Source organism: Leadbetterella sp. DM7 (assembly GCF_040829825.2).
Taxonomy (GTDB): Bacteria; Bacteroidota; Bacteroidia; order Cytophagales; family Spirosomataceae; genus Leadbetterella.
The window spans coordinates 116,847-136,477 of sequence record NZ_JBFOLH020000012.1 but is presented as its reverse complement, the minus strand read 5'-3'; the positions used below and the strand labels follow the sequence as shown (position 1 = coordinate 136,477).

Here is a 19,631-nt window from a genome sequence, read left to right as displayed (position 1 = left end):
AGTTATCTGAAGAATTGGATTCCTTACTGGTTTTTATCGGAGTAATACTTATAAAACCATTGGGGAACACGTTCTTCCTCTATATCGTCCCAGATTTTCACTCCATCTGCATTAAGCTTAAAATGGGCAAACATCCCATCCGTATTTCCGTCTTTGGAGTTGTCAAAGAAGAAAACCTGGTAGCAATATTGCGCTGCTTCATGAAGCAACTCCAATGACCGGTAATACCTGCTTCTTATTTTGTCTTCCGGTACATCATGGCCGTTTTGCTTTACCCGAACCTGTTTTACCCTGTAAATATTGACTTCCGGGTCTTCTGTTGCAACAAAATACAAATAGACTTTATATCCCGCTTCTTTTGCTTCCCGGATAAACCTCACTTTCCCTTCATGAGAGAATACAGTTTCAAAAGAGAATTTCTTTTCTGAATTTAACAACTTATTCCTGAGGTAGTCTGCAAGTATTTGCGCGATTCTCTCGTATGCGTTATCTTCCGCTTTCCCGGCATTCCCATGATCAATGGAAATGGTATTTCCCGTATAAATTAAACACTCAGAAAATCTCTGGAAATTAAACTCCTCATTGATCAGGCCTGTATTCCGGACTATCTCGTCAAACTCTTCCTTATCGAATACTATTTCATAATCTGAAATATCACACTGGCTCTCGCGCAACTTAACGACGATATCATCAGCATTTATATAAATACCAAAATCAAGAGAGCGTTCATCGTTAACTTTATAATCCCGTATTTGATTAATAATTGTAGTCTTACCCGAACCGTTTGGCCCTGCAAATATCCGGATCCGTTTACTCATTAGTCCAGAACAAGTTTTCTTTTATGGGGTGTTGTGTTATTTATTTCTCTTACTCTGATCTCCCTGCCATCTTTCGATTTCTTAACTACCCAACCGTTTTCTACAACTATCGTATGCCCCACAAGCAACATCGCATTCTGCGCTTTTTCTCTAAATGCAATTTTAGACTGCCTAGCCACCAATCTTTTTGTAAGATATTCCGTCTTTTTCTCGCTATATTTCATAAATGCATTTATTACTGCTAGTAAATATACAAATAATCTATAGATATCTGATGTTCTGAAATTCAATATTTGTTTTCTCCATCCCAAAAACTGCATTTAATTCAACTCCATTTTCAACCTGTTGTGCAACCACTATTGCATTCCTGATAAATGCAAAAGGCTGCTTCCCTCTTCAGGGAAGCAGCCTTTATTGCGCACCTGCTTTTTACTTCACCGGGAAGCTCACCCCGGCATTGATCCCCCAGGAGTGATTGTAAACATCGGTCTTCGACTTGTACATATCGGCCAGGCCCAACCCGTAATACAGGTCGGCATTCAGCCATATTTCTCTTGACAGGCGGATATTGGCACCGGCCGCTCCTTTCAGTCCAAAGTCTACTTTGTTATAGTCGTCTTTATTCAGGTTAACCTTGGTACCGCCCACATTGGTCAGGAAGCCTATGTAAGGACCGGCCATCAGCTTCGGCCGTACGGCAGATCCTTTTTTCCCGAGATAGGCCACCCCGTAAACGGGTACCTGGATGTACCCGGCTTTAATTATTTCAGGAGAGTTGTTAAAGGCCGTTCCCATAGAAGAATATAGCGCTTCCAGGCGGATTCCAAAGAAATCATTTTTCGAATGGTTCAGAAAAAGACCTACATTCAGGTCGGGCGACTTCCATTTCTCCGTTGAGATATCGCCCTTATAAACAGAAGAGTTGAATCCGATCATCGGACCGATAGAGGTAGTGGTTTGTGCAAACAGGCTGTTCATTCCCAAAATGAGGCCGAACACTAAAATTGACTTTTTCATGATTGATACTGGTTTAAAGTTTTTTTGATAGTGCAAAGGTACCGTAGCCAGGTAATTACCTCCAAATCCCCCCTGCTGAGACAGGCTTGCCCGCCCACACTGCAGGTTCATTTTTTAAGGTCAAATTAAGCAGGAAGAAAAGGCCGCAGAAGCCTCAGGAGACCGGATTTTACTGAAGATAAAAGGATTTCATGCCCTTGGGGAAACAGGGAGCAACCCCTCTCCGCCGGGCTGAATTAAAACGATATAAAAAAAGGGGGTGGCTTAAAATTTCGTTAAATCTTGTTTCAGGCCTGCTTACATTGCTGAAGAGACCGTTTTCTTTCATTTCCCGCACCGGAAAGCCCTCTTTTTTATAAGACTAAAAACAGGTGCAAATGGTTGGAATGAAAAAAAAGCGGACACTGTTTATTCAGCGTCCGCTCTCCCGTTACCGGCCGGGTAATGTGTTACCTGATCCGGGTAGTCTTCACCGGCAGGCAATTCCCGCCTTTTTTACATATCGTGATGAGCGAAGTATCGAAATCATCTTCTCCCGGCTCATCGTTATTCCGGTCTTCGTCAAATACCGAATCTATATCTTTTCCACCCTTGGCGGCGCTGATTTCTGCTGCATTCCGGATAGACGCTTTGGCATTTGTACCCACCTTGAAGGTAATCTCCAGGCTGATCTCCTGCCCTGCAGGCAATGCCGGTACCGGGGTCACCAGCCTGGCTTTACCATCGGTAAGGGTCCAGTCGCTGCTGATCAGCTCCAGTCCTTCAGGCACATAATCTACTACTTCCACATCAGTAGCATCCACTGTACCCTCATTGGTCACCGTAATTACAAATGTCACTTCATCGCCTTCTTTAAACACGGCCTTCTGACCGGCTTTTACCGTTTTACGAAGCGCCAGGTCAAATGCCCCTACCCTGATCACGATAGTGGCCTCGTCGCAGTTGGCCGGGTTGGTTTTTTCGCAGATGGTATACGGCAGCGTATAGGTACCTGAAGGAGTACCCGCCTCTACGGTTACCGTACCGTCAGGATTCAGCTTCACACCGGGTACTTCCGTACCGGTCACACTGTCTTTCAGCGCTACCGCAGCCGTTACTTCCGTACCGTTTACCTTAAACGTTATTTCCGAAGGATTTACCGGGGCATTGTTCAGCGAGTCATTGGCAAAAACAGCTCCCGGAGTAGTGTACTCCACCTCTGAGCTGACAGTTCCGAAGTCGTCATCGTCTGCTTTTATCGGGGCTTCTTCTTTTACCCGGATCAGGATAACGGCATCGTCGCAGTTGCCTGCATCAGCCCGCTCGCAAATGGTATACGGCAGCGTGTAGGTTCCCGCAGGAGTGCCTGCTTCTACGGTTACCGTACCGTCAGGATTCAGCTTCACACCGGGTACATCAGCACCGCTCACACTGTCTTTCAGGGCTACGGCAGCTGTCACTTCCGCACCGTTCACTTTAAAGATGATCAGCGAAGGATCTACCGGAACATTGTTCAGCGAGTCGTTGGCAAATACAGTCGCAGGTGTGGTATAGGTTACCGCAGAGGTAATGGTTCCGAAGTCATCGTTATCGGCATCAATGGCTGTTGCGTCTTCCACCCGGATCAGGATAACGGCGTCATCACAAACAGTAGGCACGGCTTTGTCGCAAAGGGTGTACGTCAGGGTATATGTACCTGAAGGCGTACCTGCGTCTACCGTTACGGTACCGTCAGGATTCAGCTTCACGCCGGGTACATCAGCACCGCTCACACTGTCTTTCAGCGCTACCGCAGCCGTTACCTCGGTACCGTTTACTTTAAGAATCACCTGTGCCGGATCTACCGGTGCATTGTTCAGGGTATCGTTGGCAAAAACGGCGCCGGGTGTGGTATACGCCACGGTAGAGTTTCTTGACCCGAAGTCGTCATCATTGGCCCTGATTCTGGAATTGATCCCGAAGTTATTCATGATGAGGTTTCCGCTGCCTGTTGCCGGAACAGAAAGAGAAAGAATCCCGTCTGTGGTACCGTCTTTGGTACCGTTAGCCCCTTCACCGGTTGAATACCAACCTGAAGGCAGGTCAGAAGTGGCCGATCCTCCGGCCTGGGTATGCAGAACCACTTTATAGTTACCGTCTTCTATGTCATAAAATGTATAGCCCCCGTTTTCTACAGGAACGGTAGCCAGCACATTCCCTGCCATATCGGTTAGGGAAACATACAGCTGCAGTCCGTTTACCAGCGAGCCGTCTTGTCCGCCGGTATGCGCATTAATGGTTGACGGATCAGGTGCGGCATCGTGAAATATCCGGCCGCCCACATTGTTCGCTAACATAAAGAAGCCGCCGCCGGCCATAAAATCCAGGCCGCCGTCTGAGGTTCCGTCGGTCTCCGTCGGGAAACCGGCTGAAAGGTCTACCAGGTTCTGTCCGTCACCGGTTGATGTTACGTCATTGGCAAAAAGACTGATCCCGTAAAACATTTCATCGGCACCCACGCCCAGGTCCTGCAGGCTGATGAAGGTTCCGTATACCGTTTGTGCTCCCAGCAGCTGGCTGGGTTTCAGGTTACCGGATTCTCCGCCGTCTCTTTGAAATACAACCGACTTAAACGAAGCATCGGTTCCGCCCCAGGCGGTTGTTTTATCGGCCGTTTTCAGGTCACCGAGGCCGGTTACCTGCTTATCTCCCCCACCGGAAAGCGACTTGATAAGGGCAAATTTAAATGAATCGTTACCGCCCCGCTCCATGATCAGTATACCTGAGCGGTTAAGCATGCTGGCATTGGAAGGCGCTTTGATCCCGTTTTCAAAAATGAGGTCAATCCGCTCCACGTTATTGTGCGTCTGGCCGTTGTTGGAAAATACGTTGTCCGAACCCCGGTTAAACACATAGCTGTTGATCAGTCCTTCCACTTCATTTACATAATCGGGGGCCAGGTACAGTGTATTGTTTGCCGGGTCTTCTGCCACTTCAAAGAAGGCTGTAGCTTTGTTCCCCGCTACCGAGTTATCAATTCGCTTCAGCACCACTTTGGTGAAAGGCGTATTTCCCTGCTCACCCCGAACGTAGGTCCGGCCGTCTACCTGGAAGCTGCTGATCACCCGGTTAAAACCATTCGCACCGGCATTTTCCTTTCCGAAATTCACATTAAATTCCGTATTCGTATAGTAATTGGTACCGTTATCCGGACCGTATCCGTTAATGGTATACGAATAAGGGGTTACGCCCACCTGGGTCGTTACAAAGTTTGAGGGAGCCTTTTGCGCCGCAGCCGGCAGGAAGAAAATGAACAGCAACAGGCTTAAGGCTGATTTCAGCAAAGAAAAAGCCTTTTTGTCCGGTTGAAACTGGTATGTAAAAACGTGATTCATAAATTATGTATTTTAGCGACTTAATTCTATCCGCAACAGGAGCAATGCTCCTACCTTGTTAGTATCTGCAAAAAGTAAGCCGTTTTTTCAAATCCCGTTACCGGTCATGGCCCGTTCCCTGCAAAATAATCCGGCAGCGACTGCTGCTGTACCCTCCGGAGAACCGGCCTGCCGGCCCGCACATTCCCGGATATGCCCTGCAGAAATCATATAATCGTCTGATTATAATAATTTTACAGTATACTTACAAGAAAGAACAGAATAAAAAGAAGCTACAGGAGGAGCCCCGGCAAACAACCGGCAAAGGCAGGGTAGCTCCCTGCCGGGAAAGGGAAATTTCAGGAAAACAGGTGCTTATGCGTGTTTCAGGGAAAAGGCAGCATAATCTAAAATCATGCCACAATTTCTCAACCCGAAAAATAAATCTTACCCCGGCGGTTATTTCCAGCCGGGTGCCGTAATGCGCGTACGTTCGCCGGAGTTCAGCACCAGCCAGTTTTCTTTTTCGTTGTTCACAAAGCCGATGGGCGTAATGTCAGTGATAGCTTTGATTTTTTCGAAATCTTCCTGGCGTATGGTCATCAGCAGCTCATAGTCTTCTCCCCCGTTTACTACAGCCACTACCGGGTTGATATTGAGCTCGGTACTGGTTTCCAGGGTTATATTTTCGATAGGAATATTCTCAAAAAAAACGGTAAAGCCGTTGCCCGACTGCCGCGAGAGGTGAAGAATCTCAGAGGCCAGTCCGTCAGAAATATCAATCATGGAAGTAGGCACCACGTCTTTTTCCGCCAGCTCGTGAATAATGTCCATCCGGGCCTCCGGCTTCAGCTGCCGGCCTACTAGATACGATTTGTCTTCTATACGGGGTACCATGTTCGGGTTGGCCAGGAACTCCTGCTTTTCTCTTTCCAGCACCTGCAGCCCCATATAAGCCGCACCCAGGTCTCCGGTAACGCACACGATATCATTCTCGCGTGAGCCGCTGCGCAAAGTGATCTTTTCAGCTGCCGCCTCACCAAATACCGACACCGATATGACCAGCCCCGAGCGACTGGCAGAAGTATCGCCTCCCACCAGGTCTACCTGGTAAGCCTCGCAGGCCAGGTGAATGCCCTCGTACAGCTCGTCAATGGCTTCCAGACCGAAACGATTGCTCAGTCCCAGAGACACCGTTACCTGCCGGGGAATACCGTTCATGGCGGCAATGTCTGAAACGTTCACGGCCACGGCCTTATACCCCAGATGCTTTAAGGGAGCATACGATAAGTCAAAATGAACGCCTTCTATCAGCAGATCGGTAGAAAGAAGTCCGTAATGATCACCCCGGTCTATCACCGCGGCATCATCTCCTATCCCGTTGACTGAGCTGGCATTCCGGATAACGGTTTTCTCCTTTATATGTTCGATCAGGCCGAACTCCCCAAGATCTTCTAATGTCTTCATGCGGCAAAGGTACAAAAAAAACAGTGGCTCAACAGGCTGCCGGGGTTCCCTTTTTAGTGGTCAACCTGGCCGGAAAATGACTTCGAAAAGAGGAGAATACGTTTTGATTCCGGAAATTCCTCAAAAAATATAATATTTTTTTTCGATATAAAAAGTTCGCATTTGAGAGATATTTACTACTATACCCCTCTTATTAACAGTATATTAATTATGTAGAGTTTATATTTTTCGACCGAAAAAAAACCGGTTAAAGATAATTTTCAAAAAAAATACGTTTTGTACTTTTTTTTAATTCCAAAAAGCTGTTAAATTTGCAATGTCAAAATGATAATGCAACCGATACTCTGTAAGGAGTTAAGGTTTAAAGATAAAAGTTGTGTGGATTTAGTAGCGGGAAAGGCTGGGGCAATTGCTCCAGTCCTTTTTTTTTAACCGCACGGGATTATTATCCGTACAGTACATATCAGCAGACATCTGTTGTTAAGGACTTCCATAAAAAATCATTTTCTTATTTGGCCCGCATACATTATTTTTGTACCCATTACAGAGGTAGAATCCTTCAAAAAGTTTAATATGAGAGAAATTCAATTCCGAGATGCCGTTAAAGAAGCTATGACAGAAGAAATGCGTAGAGACGAAACGGTTTTTTTAATGGGTGAAGAGGTAGCAGAATATAATGGTGCTTACAAGGCCAGCCAGGGAATGCTGGACGAGTTCGGCCCTAAGCGGGTTATTGACACGCCCATCGCTGAGCTTGGTTTCGGCGGTATAGGTGTAGGGGCTGCCATGAACGGCTGCCGGCCTATCATTGAGTTTATGACCTTTAACTTTTCATTGGTTGCCATAGACCAGATTATCAACAGTGCGGCCAAGGTGATGGCAATGTCAGCCGGACAATACTCCTGCCCCATTGTTTTCCGCGGGCCTACCGGAAATGCCGGCCAGCTGGGCGCCCAGCACTCGCAGAACTTCGAGAACTGGTATGCCAATACTCCCGGCCTGAAAGTGGTGGTTCCTTCCAATCCGTACGATGTCAAAGGACTTCTGAAGTCGTCGATCCGGGACAATGACCCGGTTATTTTTATGGAGTCGGAGCAGATGTACGGTGACAAGGGAGAAGTGCCTGAAGGCGAATACCTGATTCCGCTGGGACAGGCCCATGTGATCCAGGAAGGAAGTGACGTTACGCTTGTTTCTTTCGGTAAGATGATTCCGCGCGTGGTTAAACCGGCGGTAGAGCAGCTGCAAAAAGAAGGCATCAGCGTGGAGCTGATCGACCTGCGCACCGTTCGGCCTATCGATTATGCCACCGTAGTGAATTCGGTGAAGAAAACCAACCGCTGCGTGGTGGTAGAAGAAGCATGGCCTCTGGCTGCTATCTCAAGCGAAATCAGCTACCACCTGCAAAGAAATGCTTTTGATTACCTCGATGCCCCGGTGATCCGTGTAAACAGCATGGATATCCCGTTACACTATGCCCCCACGCTGATTGAAGCTACGCTTCCTAACGTGGAACGCACGGTGAAAGCAGTAAAAGAGGTTTTATACCGGAAATAAATAACCGGCACAAAACGCAGATGACGCAGATTCAACGGGCAATGCCGGTAAATTCTGCGTCATCTGTATTTTTAAATCCGCACACCTCCGTTACTTGTACGTTTTAGCATACGTACCCGTCTTGAAAGCTTCAAACGGCTCGTTTTTATAATGGTTGCCCCCGATAAAGGTAATGACCTGGTGGAAAGGCCTAGCCTCCATATAGCCGGGTACCGGCTGAATCATATTAAACTTTTCATCGAGGTAAACAATGCTGGGATAGCTCATTTTGCCCTCTAGCAGCGCAATGGCCGCCCCGTGGGCCCGGTTAGCCGCATCAAACCTGTAAACCTTGTCGCCGAGCTTTACATCTTTGCGGCTTTCGGCATTAAATTTAACCGCATAGTAATTCCGGTTCACATAATCCACCACTTTCTCGTTGGTAAAAGTCTTCTGGTCCATTACCTTACACCAGCCGCACCAGTCGGTATATACATCAATCAGTATCTTGCGGGGTTCTGCCTGGGTTTTGGCAAATGCCTCCTCCAGGGTCATCCAGTTGATTTTCTTATTTTGCGAAAAAACCGGACCCGCACCCAGCAGAAGAAGTACCACTACACTCCATTGCTTCATTTATTCTCGTTTATTATAATACAACGCAAAAGAGGCGCCAAAAGTGATAAATATATTAGATTTGCATGAAAAAGCGCAAGGCAATGCTTGAAAAAATAAAATCTCTTTCCAAAGAATATTTCCCCGATACCGTTAAAAACCGGCATCACCTGCATCAGAACCCCGAACTGTCGTTCGAAGAAAAAAAGACCTCGGCGTTTGTTGCCGCTGAGTTGCGTGCCATAGGACTGACTCCCCGGGAGGGAGTGGCCGGTACGGGGGTCGTGGCCCTGGTAAAAGGAGAAAACCCTGACAGCAGGGTTATTGCATTACGGGCCGATATGGATGCCCTGCCTATCCTGGAGCAGAATGAAGTGCCGTACCGCTCGCAAAATCCCGGTGTGATGCATGCCTGCGGGCACGATGTACATACCTCATCGCTGCTTACTACCGCGCGTATCTTGCACAGCATCAGCCATGAGCTGGAAGGAACCATCAAGCTCATTTTTCAGCCGGGCGAAGAAAAAGCACCCGGAGGGGCCTCCATGATGATCCGCGAAGGCGTACTGCAGCAACCGAAAGTAGACCGGATCATCGGGCAACACGTAGCGCCCAATATCCCTGCAGGGAAGATCGGCTTCCGCGAAGGCATGTACATGGCCAGCACCGACGAAATTTATATGCGTGTGCACGGCAAGGGCGGACACGGTGCCGCGCCGCACATGACCGTTGACCCCGTGGTTATCGCTTCCAACATTATTGTCAGCCTGCAGCAGATCATTTCCCGGAACCGGAATCCCTCCTACCCTTCGGTACTGACCTTCGGGAAAATGATAGCCGAGGGCGCCACCAATATCATTCCCGGCGAAGTATATATAGAAGGTACTTTCCGCTGCATGAACGAAGAATGGCGGGCAGAAGGCCTGGAAAAAATGAGGAAAATGGCCGAAGGCATAGCCGATGCCATGGGAGCCCGCTGCGAATTCTGGATCGTAAAAGGTTATCCTTTCCTTCAGAATCATCCTGAGCTTACCCGGAGAATACGCCGGCATGCAACCGAATATGTGGGTCCGGAAAACATTGTAGACCTCGATTTGTGGCTGGCGGGTGAAGATTTCGCTTTCTACAGCCAGATCACGGATGCCAGCTTCTACCGCCTGGGTACCCGAAACGAAGCCCGAGGAATCGTTTCCGGCGTACATACCCCTACGTTTGATATTGACGAGGCCGCGCTGGAGGTGGGGCCGGGGCTGATGGCGTATATGGCAACGCAGGAGGTTGTGAGTTAAAAGTGAAAAACTAAAAGTTAAAAGTTGCGGAACATTTAGTATTTAATATGCAGGAGTGTTCCATAACTTTTAACTATTCACTTTTCACTTTTAACTTATCTTCTAAGTGTTCCATAACTTTTAACTATTCACTTTTCACTTTTAACTTATCTTCGGTAGCCTGCTGTCTGCCGCAGCCACTCCTTCGCGCTGAATGATGGGGTAAGACTGACACAGGTGCGCTATGCCACACACCTGGCATTGGGGATTCCGGGCCATGCAGGTGTACCGGCCGTGGAGAATGAGCCAGTGATGGGCCCTGGGAATGACGTCTGCCGATAGATGGGCTACCAGCTCTTTTTCTACGAGCAAGGGGGTTTTTGCTTTTAGCGAAACCAGGCCGAGGCGGTGCGATACCCGGAATACATGCGTATCAACGGCCATGGCCGGCAGATTATGGATCACCGAAGCGATCACATTGGCTGTTTTACGCCCTACACCCGGCATCTTTACCAGCTTTTCTATGGTATCCGGTACTTCGTTATTGAAATCATTCACCAGCATCTGCGCCATGCCCACCAGGTGCTTTGCTTTATTGTTGGGGTAAGAAATGCTCCGGATATACTCAAACACCTGTTCCGGCTCGGCTCTGGAAAGTATACGGGCGTCAGGGTAGCGTTCAAACAGGGCGGGGGTAACCATGTTTACCCGCTTATCGGTACATTGCGCCGATAGAATAACGGCTACCAGCAGCTCATAGGGATTCCGGTAATACAGCTCCGTCTCCGGGTGCGGCATGTGCTGCTCAAAATATTCAATTACTCCGGCGTAGCGTTGCTTCAGGGTCATACATTTTTGCGAATTAATGGGTTACTATATCTCCTTTTACAAGTTTTTTCCCTTGCAAGGCATTTTCAAATTCTGCCGGCACCGATTCCAATCGACCGCCTGCTAAAGGCTTCAGTACACTAAAATGCAGATGCGGGCCACCCGTGAAGCCGGTAACCCCGCTTTTACCGATGGCTTGTCCGCGGCGGACCGTGTCACCCACTTTAACAAAGGCTCCCTGGTGCACCAGGTGAACATATTGCGTAAACAGCCCGCTGTGAGGGTGATAGAGCGTTATATAATTACTGAAGGGGCTCCACTCCCTGGTTTTACCTCCGTATTTATAGTCTTTCACTACTCCCACCACATACCCGTCATCGGCACTGCAAATGGTATCATTGATTTGCAGGTTAAAGTCAATGGCAAACCGGCTGGTGATCTCATAGTGCGAAAAACTTCCGTTATACCCCTGCGTTATTTTATATGATTTTCCTTTGGGAAAAGGCAATGACACAGCGTTCGGATGAATTGTTTTTTCTACGTCCCCAAAGGAAATATTGGGATTCAACGGCTTATTGGGTAAAAAGAAATACAGAACCGTATCTGTCTTAGCGGGTACGGTGACTGAGTCAGAAACAGGTTGTAACGCCTCGTCAGCAAAACTAACCCGCACAGGGCACAAGAGGGTATTATTTATCTTCACCAGGGTGGTATCGCCTTTTTTCAGGGTTTCAAAAGGGAATGCCGCCTGCTGGTATTTCTGTGCAGGCAGCTTCGGCCGTACGGTGCAATTTATCAATACCCCTGAAAAACCAATAGCTATAAGCCAAAAATGTCCCTTATATCCTATCCTTAAACGTTTCATACCCAAAAGACTTAAATAACTCAAATTCGCCGTTCTCGCGGATAATCCCGATAGCCGGCAGGCCTACCCCATTAAAGGTGGTGGTTTTGACCATTGTATAATGGATCATGTCGTTAAAGACCAGGGTATCTCCTACTTTCAAAGGGGCGTCAAAGGAATATTCGCTCATGTAATCGCCGGCCAGGCAGGTCATACCGCCCAGGCGGTAAACGTATTTCCCTTCTACGGCTTCAGATTCTGCACCCCATACTTTGGGCTTATAGGGCATTTCCAGCGTATCGGGCATATGAGCGGCAAAGGAGGTATCCAGGATGGCCACCCGGATGCCCAGCGAATCCACGATGTCCAGCACTTTGCTGCGTAAAAAGCCCGTTTCCCAGGCAATGGCCGACCCCGGCTCCAGGATCACTTCCAGGTTATATTTGTTTCTCAGGCGCCGGATCAGCCCTATCAGGTGTTCGTGATCGTAACCGGCCCGGGTCATCAGGTGCCCGCCACCCAGGTTCAGCCATTTGGCCTGGTGCAGCAGGTCGCCGAATTTTTCTTCGATATGCACCAGGGTACGTTCCAGCACGTACGAGTCGTTCTCACACAGGGTATGCGAATGAATGCCTTCTATACCTTCCGGCAGGGTATCGCCCAGGAGATTGCGGGTAATGCCCAGGCGCGAGCCCCTGACGGCCGGGTTATACATATCGGTCTCTACTTCGGCATATTCGGGATTGATGCGCAGACCCATGGATATCTTCTTCCGGAAACCCAGCACCCGGTCTTTGTACAGCGCATACTGGCTGAGCGAGTTGAAGGTCAGGTGGGAGCTGTACTCCATCATCTCGTTAAATTCTTCTTCCTTATAGGCCGGGCAGTACGTGTGTGCCTCACAACCCATCTCTTCCACAATCAGGCGGGCCTCATTCAGCGAGCTGGCTGTAGCACCCGAAAGGTATTCTTTTACCATCGGGAACATCTTATACATGGAAAATCCTTTCAGCGCCACGATGATCGTTGCACCCGACTGCTCCTGTATGCGGCGGATCAGCTCCAGGTTTCTTTTTAACAGGCTTTCTTCCAGCACATAAGCGGGCGACGGGATCTTCGAAAAGTCGACGGGCATATTCATTCATTCACGTTTAAAGTACAAAATTACACAAGGTTCAGGAGTAAAACACAGGTATTTACCTGAAATAAAGTTTGCAGATATGGGCAGGCTTTACTTTTTTTGTAGCTTCCGTCAGCAAACAAACCCGTTTAATTCTCTTATGTCGACCGGAATTACCATTACCCTGTGTATCCTTATGCTGATGGCATACGTTTTTGATATTACCTCCTCAAAAACGAAAATACCGGCCGTTATACTGCTGCTGGCCCTGGGTTATATTGTAAAAGTAGCCAGCCTGCTGCTGCACCTGTCTATCCCTGATCTGTCTCCTATCCTGCCTGTTCTCGGAACGGTGGGCCTGATCCTGATTGTACTCGAAGGAGCCCTGGAGCTGCAGCTGGACAGGAGTAAACTGCCCTTTATCCGGAAGTCGATGCTGGTAGCCCTTTTACCCATGCTGGCCATCAGCTTCAGCCTGGCCTGGGCATTCTGGTATTTCGGAGATACTTCGTTTAAAAATGCCCTGAGCTGCGCTATTCCTTTTGCCGTCATCAGCAGCTCTATTGCCATACCCAGCGCCCGTAATCTTTCAAAAGGAGACCGGTCTTTTGTTACCTATGAAAGCAGCTTCTCCGATATTTTCGGTGTATTATTTTTTAATTTCGTTACCGAGAATGACCACATCGGAACCGGCACCTGGTGGCATTTCGGGGGCCAGATCGTACTCATGCTGGTCATTTCATTTGTAGCTACCCTGGCACTGGCCTATTTTCTTAACAGCATTAAACACCACATCAAGTTTGCCCCTATCATCCTTATTGTGGTGCTGATTTATTTCTTATCCAAGATCTATCACCTGCCGGCCCTGCTGTTTATCCTGCTGTTCGGCTTATTCCTGGAGAATATCGATGAGCTCCGGCATTATAAATTTATCCGCCGGTTCAATCCCCTGAGCTTCAGCAAAGAAGTGGCCAAATTCAGGGAGCTGACGGGTGAATTCGCCTTCCTTGTCCGTGCTTCCTTCTTTATTCTTTTCGGTTTTTTGCTGGAACGGGAGGAAATACTGAATCCCTCCAGCATGGTTTGGGCGGTAGCAATCACTGCAGGAATTTTTATCTTCAGAGCCCTCTTCCTCCGGCTGTTCCGGTTGCCGCTCAATCCGCTGCTCTACCTGGCCCCCAGAGGACTCATCACTATTCTGCTTTACCTGTCGGTACCTGTCTCCAAACAGACCGACCTGGCCAGCAAATCGCTCCTTATCCAGGTTATTGTGCTGAGCGCGCTGGTTATGATGCTCGGACTCATGAAAGCCCGCTCACCCGAAGACCCGGAAACGTGATCGGTAACCGATAATTGATTATACTTGCATTCTATTTCAAACCAGGATGGAAATTACCGCCAGACACCTCTATACTTCGGGGAAGCTGCTGCATAAGCAAAAAATAAAAATTGAGAACGGGATCATCCGTGAAGTGGCCCCCTATGCCGGCCATGATTTTAACTACGAAAACCTGGCACCGGCCCTAGTAGATATCCATATCAACGGCGGGGAGCAGTATCACTTTACGGCCAACCCTACCGCTGAAGCCCTGGAAGACATGGAGCTTGCCGCCCGGAAAAACGGAGTGGGCTATGTGCTTCCGGCACTGATCACCTCTTCTCCCGAAAACATTTTTGCCGCGCTGGAAACCGTCAGAAACTATGTTGGGGAGCATCCCGGCACCGGCATTGCAGGACTGCACCTTGAAGGGCCCTTTATTTCGGTGAAAAAACGCGGTGCTCACCTGGCCAAGTATATCCGTGTGCCGGATGACCGTCTCCTGCGAGACATCATCGATGCCGGCGGCCCGGTACTCAAAATGATTACCCTGGCCCCGGAACATTTCACCGACTCCCAGATAAAAATGCTGCTGGACGCCGGCATAAAGGTCTCTCTGGGGCATTCTGACTGCACTTATGCCCGTGCCATGGAAGCCTTTGCCCTGGGCGTAAACCTCATTACGCACCTCTTTAATGCCATGTCTTCTTTTCACCACCGCGAACCGGGTCTTACCGGTGCGGCACTGATGGCTCAGCATGTATATACCCCGGTAATACCCGATGGTGTGCATGCCCGCTTTGAAGCCGTGCAGCTGGCTTTGCAGATGAAAAAAGACAAGCTGTTTTTTATTTCCGATGCCCTCTTCCAGAACCATATCAAAACTTCTTTTCAATGGGAAGAATTTGATGCAAAGCTGATTAACGGTGATTACATCAATGCTGACGGCAACCTGGCCGGAGCTACCATTTCTATGGCCGATTGTGTTGTAAACGGGATGAAGATCCTGGGCCTGTCACCGGAAGAAGCCCTTTATAAAAGCAGCGGACTCCCTGCTGAGGTACTGGGAATCAACGCCGGTAAAGCAGAAACCGGTTACCCGGCCCGCCTGATCAGCTTTTCCGATAATTTTAGCGACGTAAAATATTTGAACTTTCAATAATATTTGAAAATACTGAAATGAATAATATTTCTGAATTTTCATTATAATTTGAAATATATGATCTTTTTATGAGAGAAGAGCTTCTGAAAGCCCTGCATTACATTCGTGACAACCGCTGGCATGAAGCCCATGAAATAGCCCAGGCGCACGAGGGGCATCCGGATTACGACCGGATCCATGCCCTGCTGCACCGCATAGAGGGCGATGAATGGAATGCAAAATACTGGTACCGGAGGTGTCATTTGCCTTACCCTGCCGTGAGTGTGGAGGAAGAAACGGAAGAATTACTCCGCAGGTATTCGTGATCACCGGAAAAGGCAGGCATGTAAAGCGGCATTTGAACCCGGAAACGGCCCGGTCAACCGGGGTTATGGGTTCGGTTTGTCCAGGAACTTTTCGATCATCGGCACTACAAATTCACTTTCTTTCGTATCGGGGGTTACGGTCGTGATCTCTCCGATATATTCTCCGTGTCCGCCCGGAATGATCGCCAATTCGGCATGGGCCATTTGCCTCCACAATTCGATGGCGTGTTCGGGTGTAATAACGTCTTTATCCGCAATAATGATCAAAACAGGCACTGTAACAGCCATAATTTGCCCGTCAGGAATGTCTTTAAAATTGACCATTCGCCTTGCATCTTTGTCGTGCATTACCTGCAAGCCGCTTATATCGGGCGCAACCTCCCGGTAAGCAGCTTTCAGGGCTTCGGGCATATTTTCCAGCTTCGCCTGCTTCATGAAGTCCCAAAACCACCCGGGAACCCCGTTTCTTTTGGCAAGGGCCGAGCCCATAATCGTTTTATTGACCATTTTGGGGTGGCGGATGGCTATCTGCAAAGCGGTTGTGCCGCCATTGCTGAAGCCAAAAAAGTCGGCTTTGTCTATGTTCAGGTTGTTGAGAAGCGCTGCCACATCATCCGCATCCTGTTCAAACGTCAGGTCGGCGTTCCTGTCGCCGGTTCGTCCGTGTGCCTGTAATTCAACGGCAATGACTTTCCTGTTTTTCGCAAATAAAGGAATTACCTTTCCGAAGTTGGATGGAATGGTAGAACCGCCACCGTGGATCAAAACAAGCGGCTTACCCTGCCCGTGAATTTCATAATACATGTTCAGCCCGTTCACTTCCGAATATCCGCTGTTAAAGGTCTGCTGGTCTGTTGCCATTGGTCTTGTCTTGTTTATTGGGTTATACGAGCCGGGACAGAAAATACCCGGGCGCTCTCTTGTTCATTTTACGGAGTATTATTTGAAATTCAATTCTCCTGCCCGGATGGCCACCGGGAGAACATTGTCGCGCGGGGGAATAGGGCATACATACTTTTCGTTGTAAGCACAATAGAAATTATGACTGTTATTGAAATCAATGGTCAGCCTTTTTCCCACGAGCTGCCCTTTCTCAATATTGATATAGCGGCCGCCGCCGTACGTTTCCCGGCCGTTGGTGGCATCGCGGAAAGGCAGCAGGAACTGGGCACCTTCGTCAAAAACCATCAGGTTGTACGTTTTCCCGTCAATTGTAACGGCTGCATAGCCGGCCAGCAGGCTGGTTTCAAAGGTAGAGTCGGTCATCTGCACCCTGAATTCCTGCTTTTTCTCAGCCCGGGTAAAGGCGGCTTCAATGACCCATTTCTCGTCGGGTTCAAAGAAGTGGATCCCGTCGCTGTTTTTCAGCGGGCTGTCTTCCATGGTCAGCATGGTGGTCTTGTATTTTTCCCGGTCTTTTAAGGCCCGTTCGGCATAGGTAGGGGCCGAGCTGAACATATAGAAGAAGATACCGGCAATTCCGGCGATGATTATTCCCAAAACAAATTTATTCCTGAACATTTCGACTATTTTTGCATTTTATCTGACAAATATACCATGTTTACAGGAATAGTAGAAACCACTGCCGTGGTAACTGAAATAACGCCATCAGGAAGCAGCCTCTGTTTCCGGCTGGAAAGCCCGCTGGCCCGTGAGCTGAAGGTGGACCAGAGCGTCAGCCACAACGGCGTGTGCCTCACTGTAGAGGAAACCGGCGGCGATACTTACCGGGTTACGGCCATCCGCGAAACCCTTCTGAAAACCAACCTGGGTACGCTTAAAACCGGCGACCGGGTAAACCTGGAGCGCTGCCTGAAAAGCGACGGCCGTTTTGACGGGCATATTGTGCAGGGGCACGTAGACCAGACCGGCATTTGCACCGGCATTACCGATCAGAACGGCAGCTGGCTGCTCGATTTTGAATACGATGCCTCCACCGGCAACGTCACCGTGGAAAAAGGCTCTGTTTGCGTGAACGGCATCAGCCTGACGGTCTTTAATTCACAGCCGGGCAGGTTCAGCGTGGCCATTATCCCCTATACCTGGGAAAACACCGGACTCAAAGACCTGGAAACGGGCGATACCGTCAACCTGGAGTTTGATATTATCGGCAAATATGTGGCGCGGCTGCTTCAACCCTTTCAATAAAAAAATTGCTTTTTCGTTAATATCAAACTAATTTGCAGGCGTATAAATCCTGATGCTAAAGCATGGCAAAATTCAGTACCAACACGAAAACTGATGTTCTTATCCACTTGGGGATTATCCTGAGTGTTCTCCTGATTTTATTTTTCGGATTCTTTTTTGTTTACCTGCCCTGGAGCACCAACCACGGCGAGGCCATCCTGGTGCCTGAATTAAAAGGACTGACCCTGGCCGAGGCCAAAGAGGCGCTTGACGATGCCGACCTCGACTACGAGGTATCCGATTCGCAGTTTGTGGCCGGTCTGAAACCGCTCAGCATCATCAGCAATTACCCCAAATCAGGAGCATACGTAAAATCTAACCGCAAGATATTCCTGACCGTGGCGGCCGTTTCGGCCCCGCTGGTAAAACTGCCCAATATCATTGGCCGCTCCTCGCTCAGCGCACAAAACCAGCTGCTCAGCTCGGGGCTTCAGTTCGGTGGAGAAGAGAAGGTGCCCGCCCTCGAAGAGAACACCATCCTGAAAGTAAAGCTGGGTAACCGTGAGCTGATGCCGGGCGATGAGATCCCCAAAGGCTCCAAGATTATTTTTGTGGTAGGTGACGGCTATGCCGATCAGAAGATCGATGTGCCGAATGTGGTGGGTATGGAGCAGGACGAAGCCGATATCCTGCTGACCGGGCTGGGCCTTACCGTAGGCCAGATCATTACGGAACCCTCTTCGGCACCGGCCGGGTCGGTGATCCGCCAGCGACCGGCTTCCGGGTCTGACAACAAGATCAGGATAGGCGCGCCGGTAGACCTGTGGGTATCGGCCGGCGGAGGTCCGATTGAAGAATAACAGCAATTAAATACATAGAGAATGGAAACCAATTTTGATATTACCGTAGAAGAGCTGAAGAAGCTCCTGGAAGGCAACGAGCCCATCAACCTGATCGATGTCAGGAACCCGGACGAGTACGAAGAAGATAACCTGGGCGGCACGCTGATTCCCCTGGGGGATCTGCCGGACAGCCTGGATCAGCTGGAATCGCTGCGGGGACAGGACATCTACATTCACTGCCGCAGCGGCGCCCGGAGCGCCCGTGCCAAGCAGCTCCTGCTTTCAGAAGGGTTTGACAAGGTGCACAACGTTACCGGCGGCATAATGGCCTACAGAGAGCTTTAAGAGCTCTCTTTTTTTATCCCCACACTTCTCTTGATTGTTTTCAGACACAGCAGAAGCCCCTCCTCTCCGCCTCTTTCTGCAATTTAATTTTCTTTTAAGGCCAATTAAATCCCGTTTTAATACGCCTGCTTTTACTTTGTATCAAAACCATCACCCATGAAGAAAGCAGCATTTTCAATTGCCCTGATGATCATTAGCGCCACTGCCATGGCCCAGACACCTTACAGGACCGCCTTAGGGCTGGGCATTGATGTCGGAAACGGAGTTTCACTTTTTGGGCCGCAGGTAAAGCATGTATTCGGAACGAATGCCGCGTTACAGGGCCAGGTTATGTTTTCCGACTACAATTTTATGTATATCGGTGCAGATTATCAATACGTTAAAAATTTCCCGGAGACCCGTGCTTTTGCCTGGTACCTGGGAATAGGGCCACAGCTGGGATTCAACACCAACGGCGGTAATTATACCGAATTCAGCCTCCGGCCACAGGCCGGGCTCGATTTCAAGCTGCCGGAAGTACCTTTGGGACTTCATTTTGACTGGAAACCCTGGTGGCGCCTGAACCACGGAAGCCAATTCACCGCTGGTAAATTCACAATAGGAGTGAAATATATCCTGAAATAAATCACACGTCTTGTAACACCACATCACCAGGAAACCAAACCCGGTATTTTCCGGCATAAAGATCCA

20 protein-coding genes are annotated in these 19,631 nt (G+C 48.9%); 9 read left to right on the top strand and 11 right to left on the bottom strand.

The window, feature by feature from the left end; genetic code table 11:
* Positions 1-23: 23 nt before the first annotated feature.
* The 5 genes from AB2U10_RS14010 to thiL all read right to left on the bottom strand — a co-directional run bounded on the left by AB2U10_RS14010 (position 24) and on the right by thiL (position 6,634).
* Complete coding sequence (locus tag AB2U10_RS14010; protein ID WP_367915334.1) at positions 24-818, bottom strand: ATPase; 795 nt, start codon at positions 816-818, stop codon at positions 24-26.
* Entirely contained in the window at positions 818-1,042 is a 225-nt protein-coding gene (locus AB2U10_RS14005; protein WP_367915335.1) for a hypothetical protein, read from the bottom strand. The genes AB2U10_RS14010 and AB2U10_RS14005 overlap by 1 nt, the downstream gene beginning before the upstream one ends.
* Positions 1,043-1,247: 205 nt before the next feature.
* Positions 1,248-1,835 carry a porin family protein gene (locus AB2U10_RS14000; protein WP_367915336.1) on the bottom strand — a complete coding sequence of 196 codons (588 nt, stop codon included), beginning with the start codon at positions 1,833-1,835 and terminating at the stop codon, positions 1,248-1,250.
* Positions 1,836-2,284: 449 nt separating this feature from the next.
* Complete coding sequence (locus AB2U10_RS13995) at positions 2,285-5,188, bottom strand: DUF11 domain-containing protein (protein WP_367915337.1); 2,904 nt, start codon at positions 5,186-5,188, stop codon at positions 2,285-2,287.
* Between the two features lie 438 nt (positions 5,189-5,626).
* The gene (gene thiL, locus AB2U10_RS13990; RefSeq protein ID WP_367915338.1) at positions 5,627-6,634 is read right to left on the bottom strand and encodes a thiamine-phosphate kinase; all 1,008 of its coding nucleotides are present in this window, start codon (positions 6,632-6,634) and stop codon (positions 5,627-5,629) included.
* Positions 6,635-7,207: 573 nt separating this feature from the next.
* Here thiL and AB2U10_RS13985 point away from each other — a divergent pair.
* Positions 7,208-8,191, top strand: coding sequence for a pyruvate dehydrogenase complex E1 component subunit beta (locus AB2U10_RS13985; RefSeq protein ID WP_367915339.1), 984 nt, complete (start codon positions 7,208-7,210; stop codon positions 8,189-8,191).
* Between the two features lie 90 nt (positions 8,192-8,281).
* On the opposite strand, the gene AB2U10_RS13980 is transcribed toward AB2U10_RS13985, so the two are convergent.
* The gene (locus AB2U10_RS13980) at positions 8,282-8,803 is read right to left on the bottom strand and encodes a thioredoxin family protein (protein WP_367915340.1); all 522 of its coding nucleotides are present in this window, start codon (positions 8,801-8,803) and stop codon (positions 8,282-8,284) included.
* A gap of 83 nt (positions 8,804-8,886) precedes the next feature.
* Between AB2U10_RS13980 and AB2U10_RS13975 the strand changes: the two genes are divergently transcribed.
* Positions 8,887-10,071 (top strand): M20 metallopeptidase family protein, encoded by a 1,185-nt coding sequence (locus tag AB2U10_RS13975; RefSeq protein WP_367915341.1) that lies wholly within the window; start codon positions 8,887-8,889, stop codon positions 10,069-10,071.
* A 141-nt stretch (positions 10,072-10,212) separates the two neighbouring features.
* On the opposite strand, the gene nth is transcribed toward AB2U10_RS13975, so the two are convergent.
* The 3 genes from nth to nspC are packed head-to-tail and all read right to left on the bottom strand — an operon-like array spanning position 10,213 to position 12,857.
* Complete coding sequence (gene nth, locus AB2U10_RS13970; RefSeq protein WP_367915342.1) at positions 10,213-10,899, bottom strand: endonuclease III; 687 nt, start codon at positions 10,897-10,899, stop codon at positions 10,213-10,215.
* A 13-nt stretch (positions 10,900-10,912) separates the two neighbouring features.
* Complete coding sequence (locus AB2U10_RS13965) at positions 10,913-11,677, bottom strand: M23 family metallopeptidase (protein ID WP_493820615.1); 765 nt, start codon at positions 11,675-11,677, stop codon at positions 10,913-10,915.
* Positions 11,678-11,717: 40 nt separating this feature from the next.
* On the bottom strand, positions 11,718-12,857 hold the full coding sequence (nspC, locus tag AB2U10_RS13960) for a carboxynorspermidine decarboxylase (protein ID WP_367915454.1): 1,140 nt from the start codon (positions 12,855-12,857) through the stop codon (positions 11,718-11,720).
* Positions 12,858-13,002: 145 nt separating this feature from the next.
* Here nspC and AB2U10_RS13955 point away from each other — a divergent pair, with 145 nt between their 5' ends.
* The 3 genes from AB2U10_RS13955 to AB2U10_RS13945 all read left to right on the top strand — a co-directional run bounded on the left by AB2U10_RS13955 (position 13,003) and on the right by AB2U10_RS13945 (position 15,627).
* Positions 13,003-14,181 carry a cation:proton antiporter gene (locus AB2U10_RS13955; RefSeq protein ID WP_367915344.1) on the top strand — a complete coding sequence of 393 codons (1,179 nt, stop codon included), beginning with the start codon at positions 13,003-13,005 and terminating at the stop codon, positions 14,179-14,181.
* A 46-nt stretch (positions 14,182-14,227) separates the two neighbouring features.
* Positions 14,228-15,322 carry an N-acetylglucosamine-6-phosphate deacetylase gene (gene nagA / locus AB2U10_RS13950; protein ID WP_367915345.1) on the top strand — a complete coding sequence of 365 codons (1,095 nt, stop codon included), beginning with the start codon at positions 14,228-14,230 and terminating at the stop codon, positions 15,320-15,322.
* A 68-nt stretch (positions 15,323-15,390) separates the two neighbouring features.
* A complete protein-coding gene (locus tag AB2U10_RS13945; RefSeq protein WP_367915346.1) occupies positions 15,391-15,627 on the top strand; it encodes a hypothetical protein in 237 nt (78 codons plus the stop codon).
* 63 nt (positions 15,628-15,690) lie between these two features.
* Here AB2U10_RS13945 and AB2U10_RS13940 read toward each other — a convergent pair whose 3' ends face one another.
* Positions 15,691-16,488, bottom strand: a complete 798-nt coding sequence (locus AB2U10_RS13940; RefSeq protein ID WP_367915347.1) for an alpha/beta fold hydrolase — start codon at positions 16,486-16,488, stop codon at positions 15,691-15,693.
* A gap of 78 nt (positions 16,489-16,566) precedes the next feature.
* The gene (locus tag AB2U10_RS13935; RefSeq protein WP_367915348.1) at positions 16,567-17,148 is read right to left on the bottom strand and encodes a DUF1684 domain-containing protein; all 582 of its coding nucleotides are present in this window, start codon (positions 17,146-17,148) and stop codon (positions 16,567-16,569) included.
* A gap of 36 nt (positions 17,149-17,184) precedes the next feature.
* On the opposite strand from AB2U10_RS13935, the gene AB2U10_RS13930 reads away from it, so the two are divergent.
* The 4 genes from AB2U10_RS13930 to AB2U10_RS13915 all read left to right on the top strand — a co-directional run bounded on the left by AB2U10_RS13930 (position 17,185) and on the right by AB2U10_RS13915 (position 19,565).
* Complete coding sequence (locus tag AB2U10_RS13930) at positions 17,185-17,775, top strand: riboflavin synthase (RefSeq protein ID WP_367915349.1); 591 nt, start codon at positions 17,185-17,187, stop codon at positions 17,773-17,775.
* 62 nt (positions 17,776-17,837) lie between these two features.
* The gene (locus AB2U10_RS13925) at positions 17,838-18,614 is read left to right on the top strand and encodes a PASTA domain-containing protein (RefSeq protein ID WP_367915350.1); all 777 of its coding nucleotides are present in this window, start codon (positions 17,838-17,840) and stop codon (positions 18,612-18,614) included.
* A 21-nt stretch (positions 18,615-18,635) separates the two neighbouring features.
* The gene (locus AB2U10_RS13920) at positions 18,636-18,941 is read left to right on the top strand and encodes a rhodanese-like domain-containing protein (RefSeq protein ID WP_367915351.1); all 306 of its coding nucleotides are present in this window, start codon (positions 18,636-18,638) and stop codon (positions 18,939-18,941) included.
* 156 nt (positions 18,942-19,097) lie between these two features.
* Positions 19,098-19,565 carry a hypothetical protein gene (locus AB2U10_RS13915; RefSeq protein WP_367915352.1) on the top strand — a complete coding sequence of 156 codons (468 nt, stop codon included), beginning with the start codon at positions 19,098-19,100 and terminating at the stop codon, positions 19,563-19,565.
* The last annotated feature ends 66 nt before the right edge of the window (positions 19,566-19,631 follow it).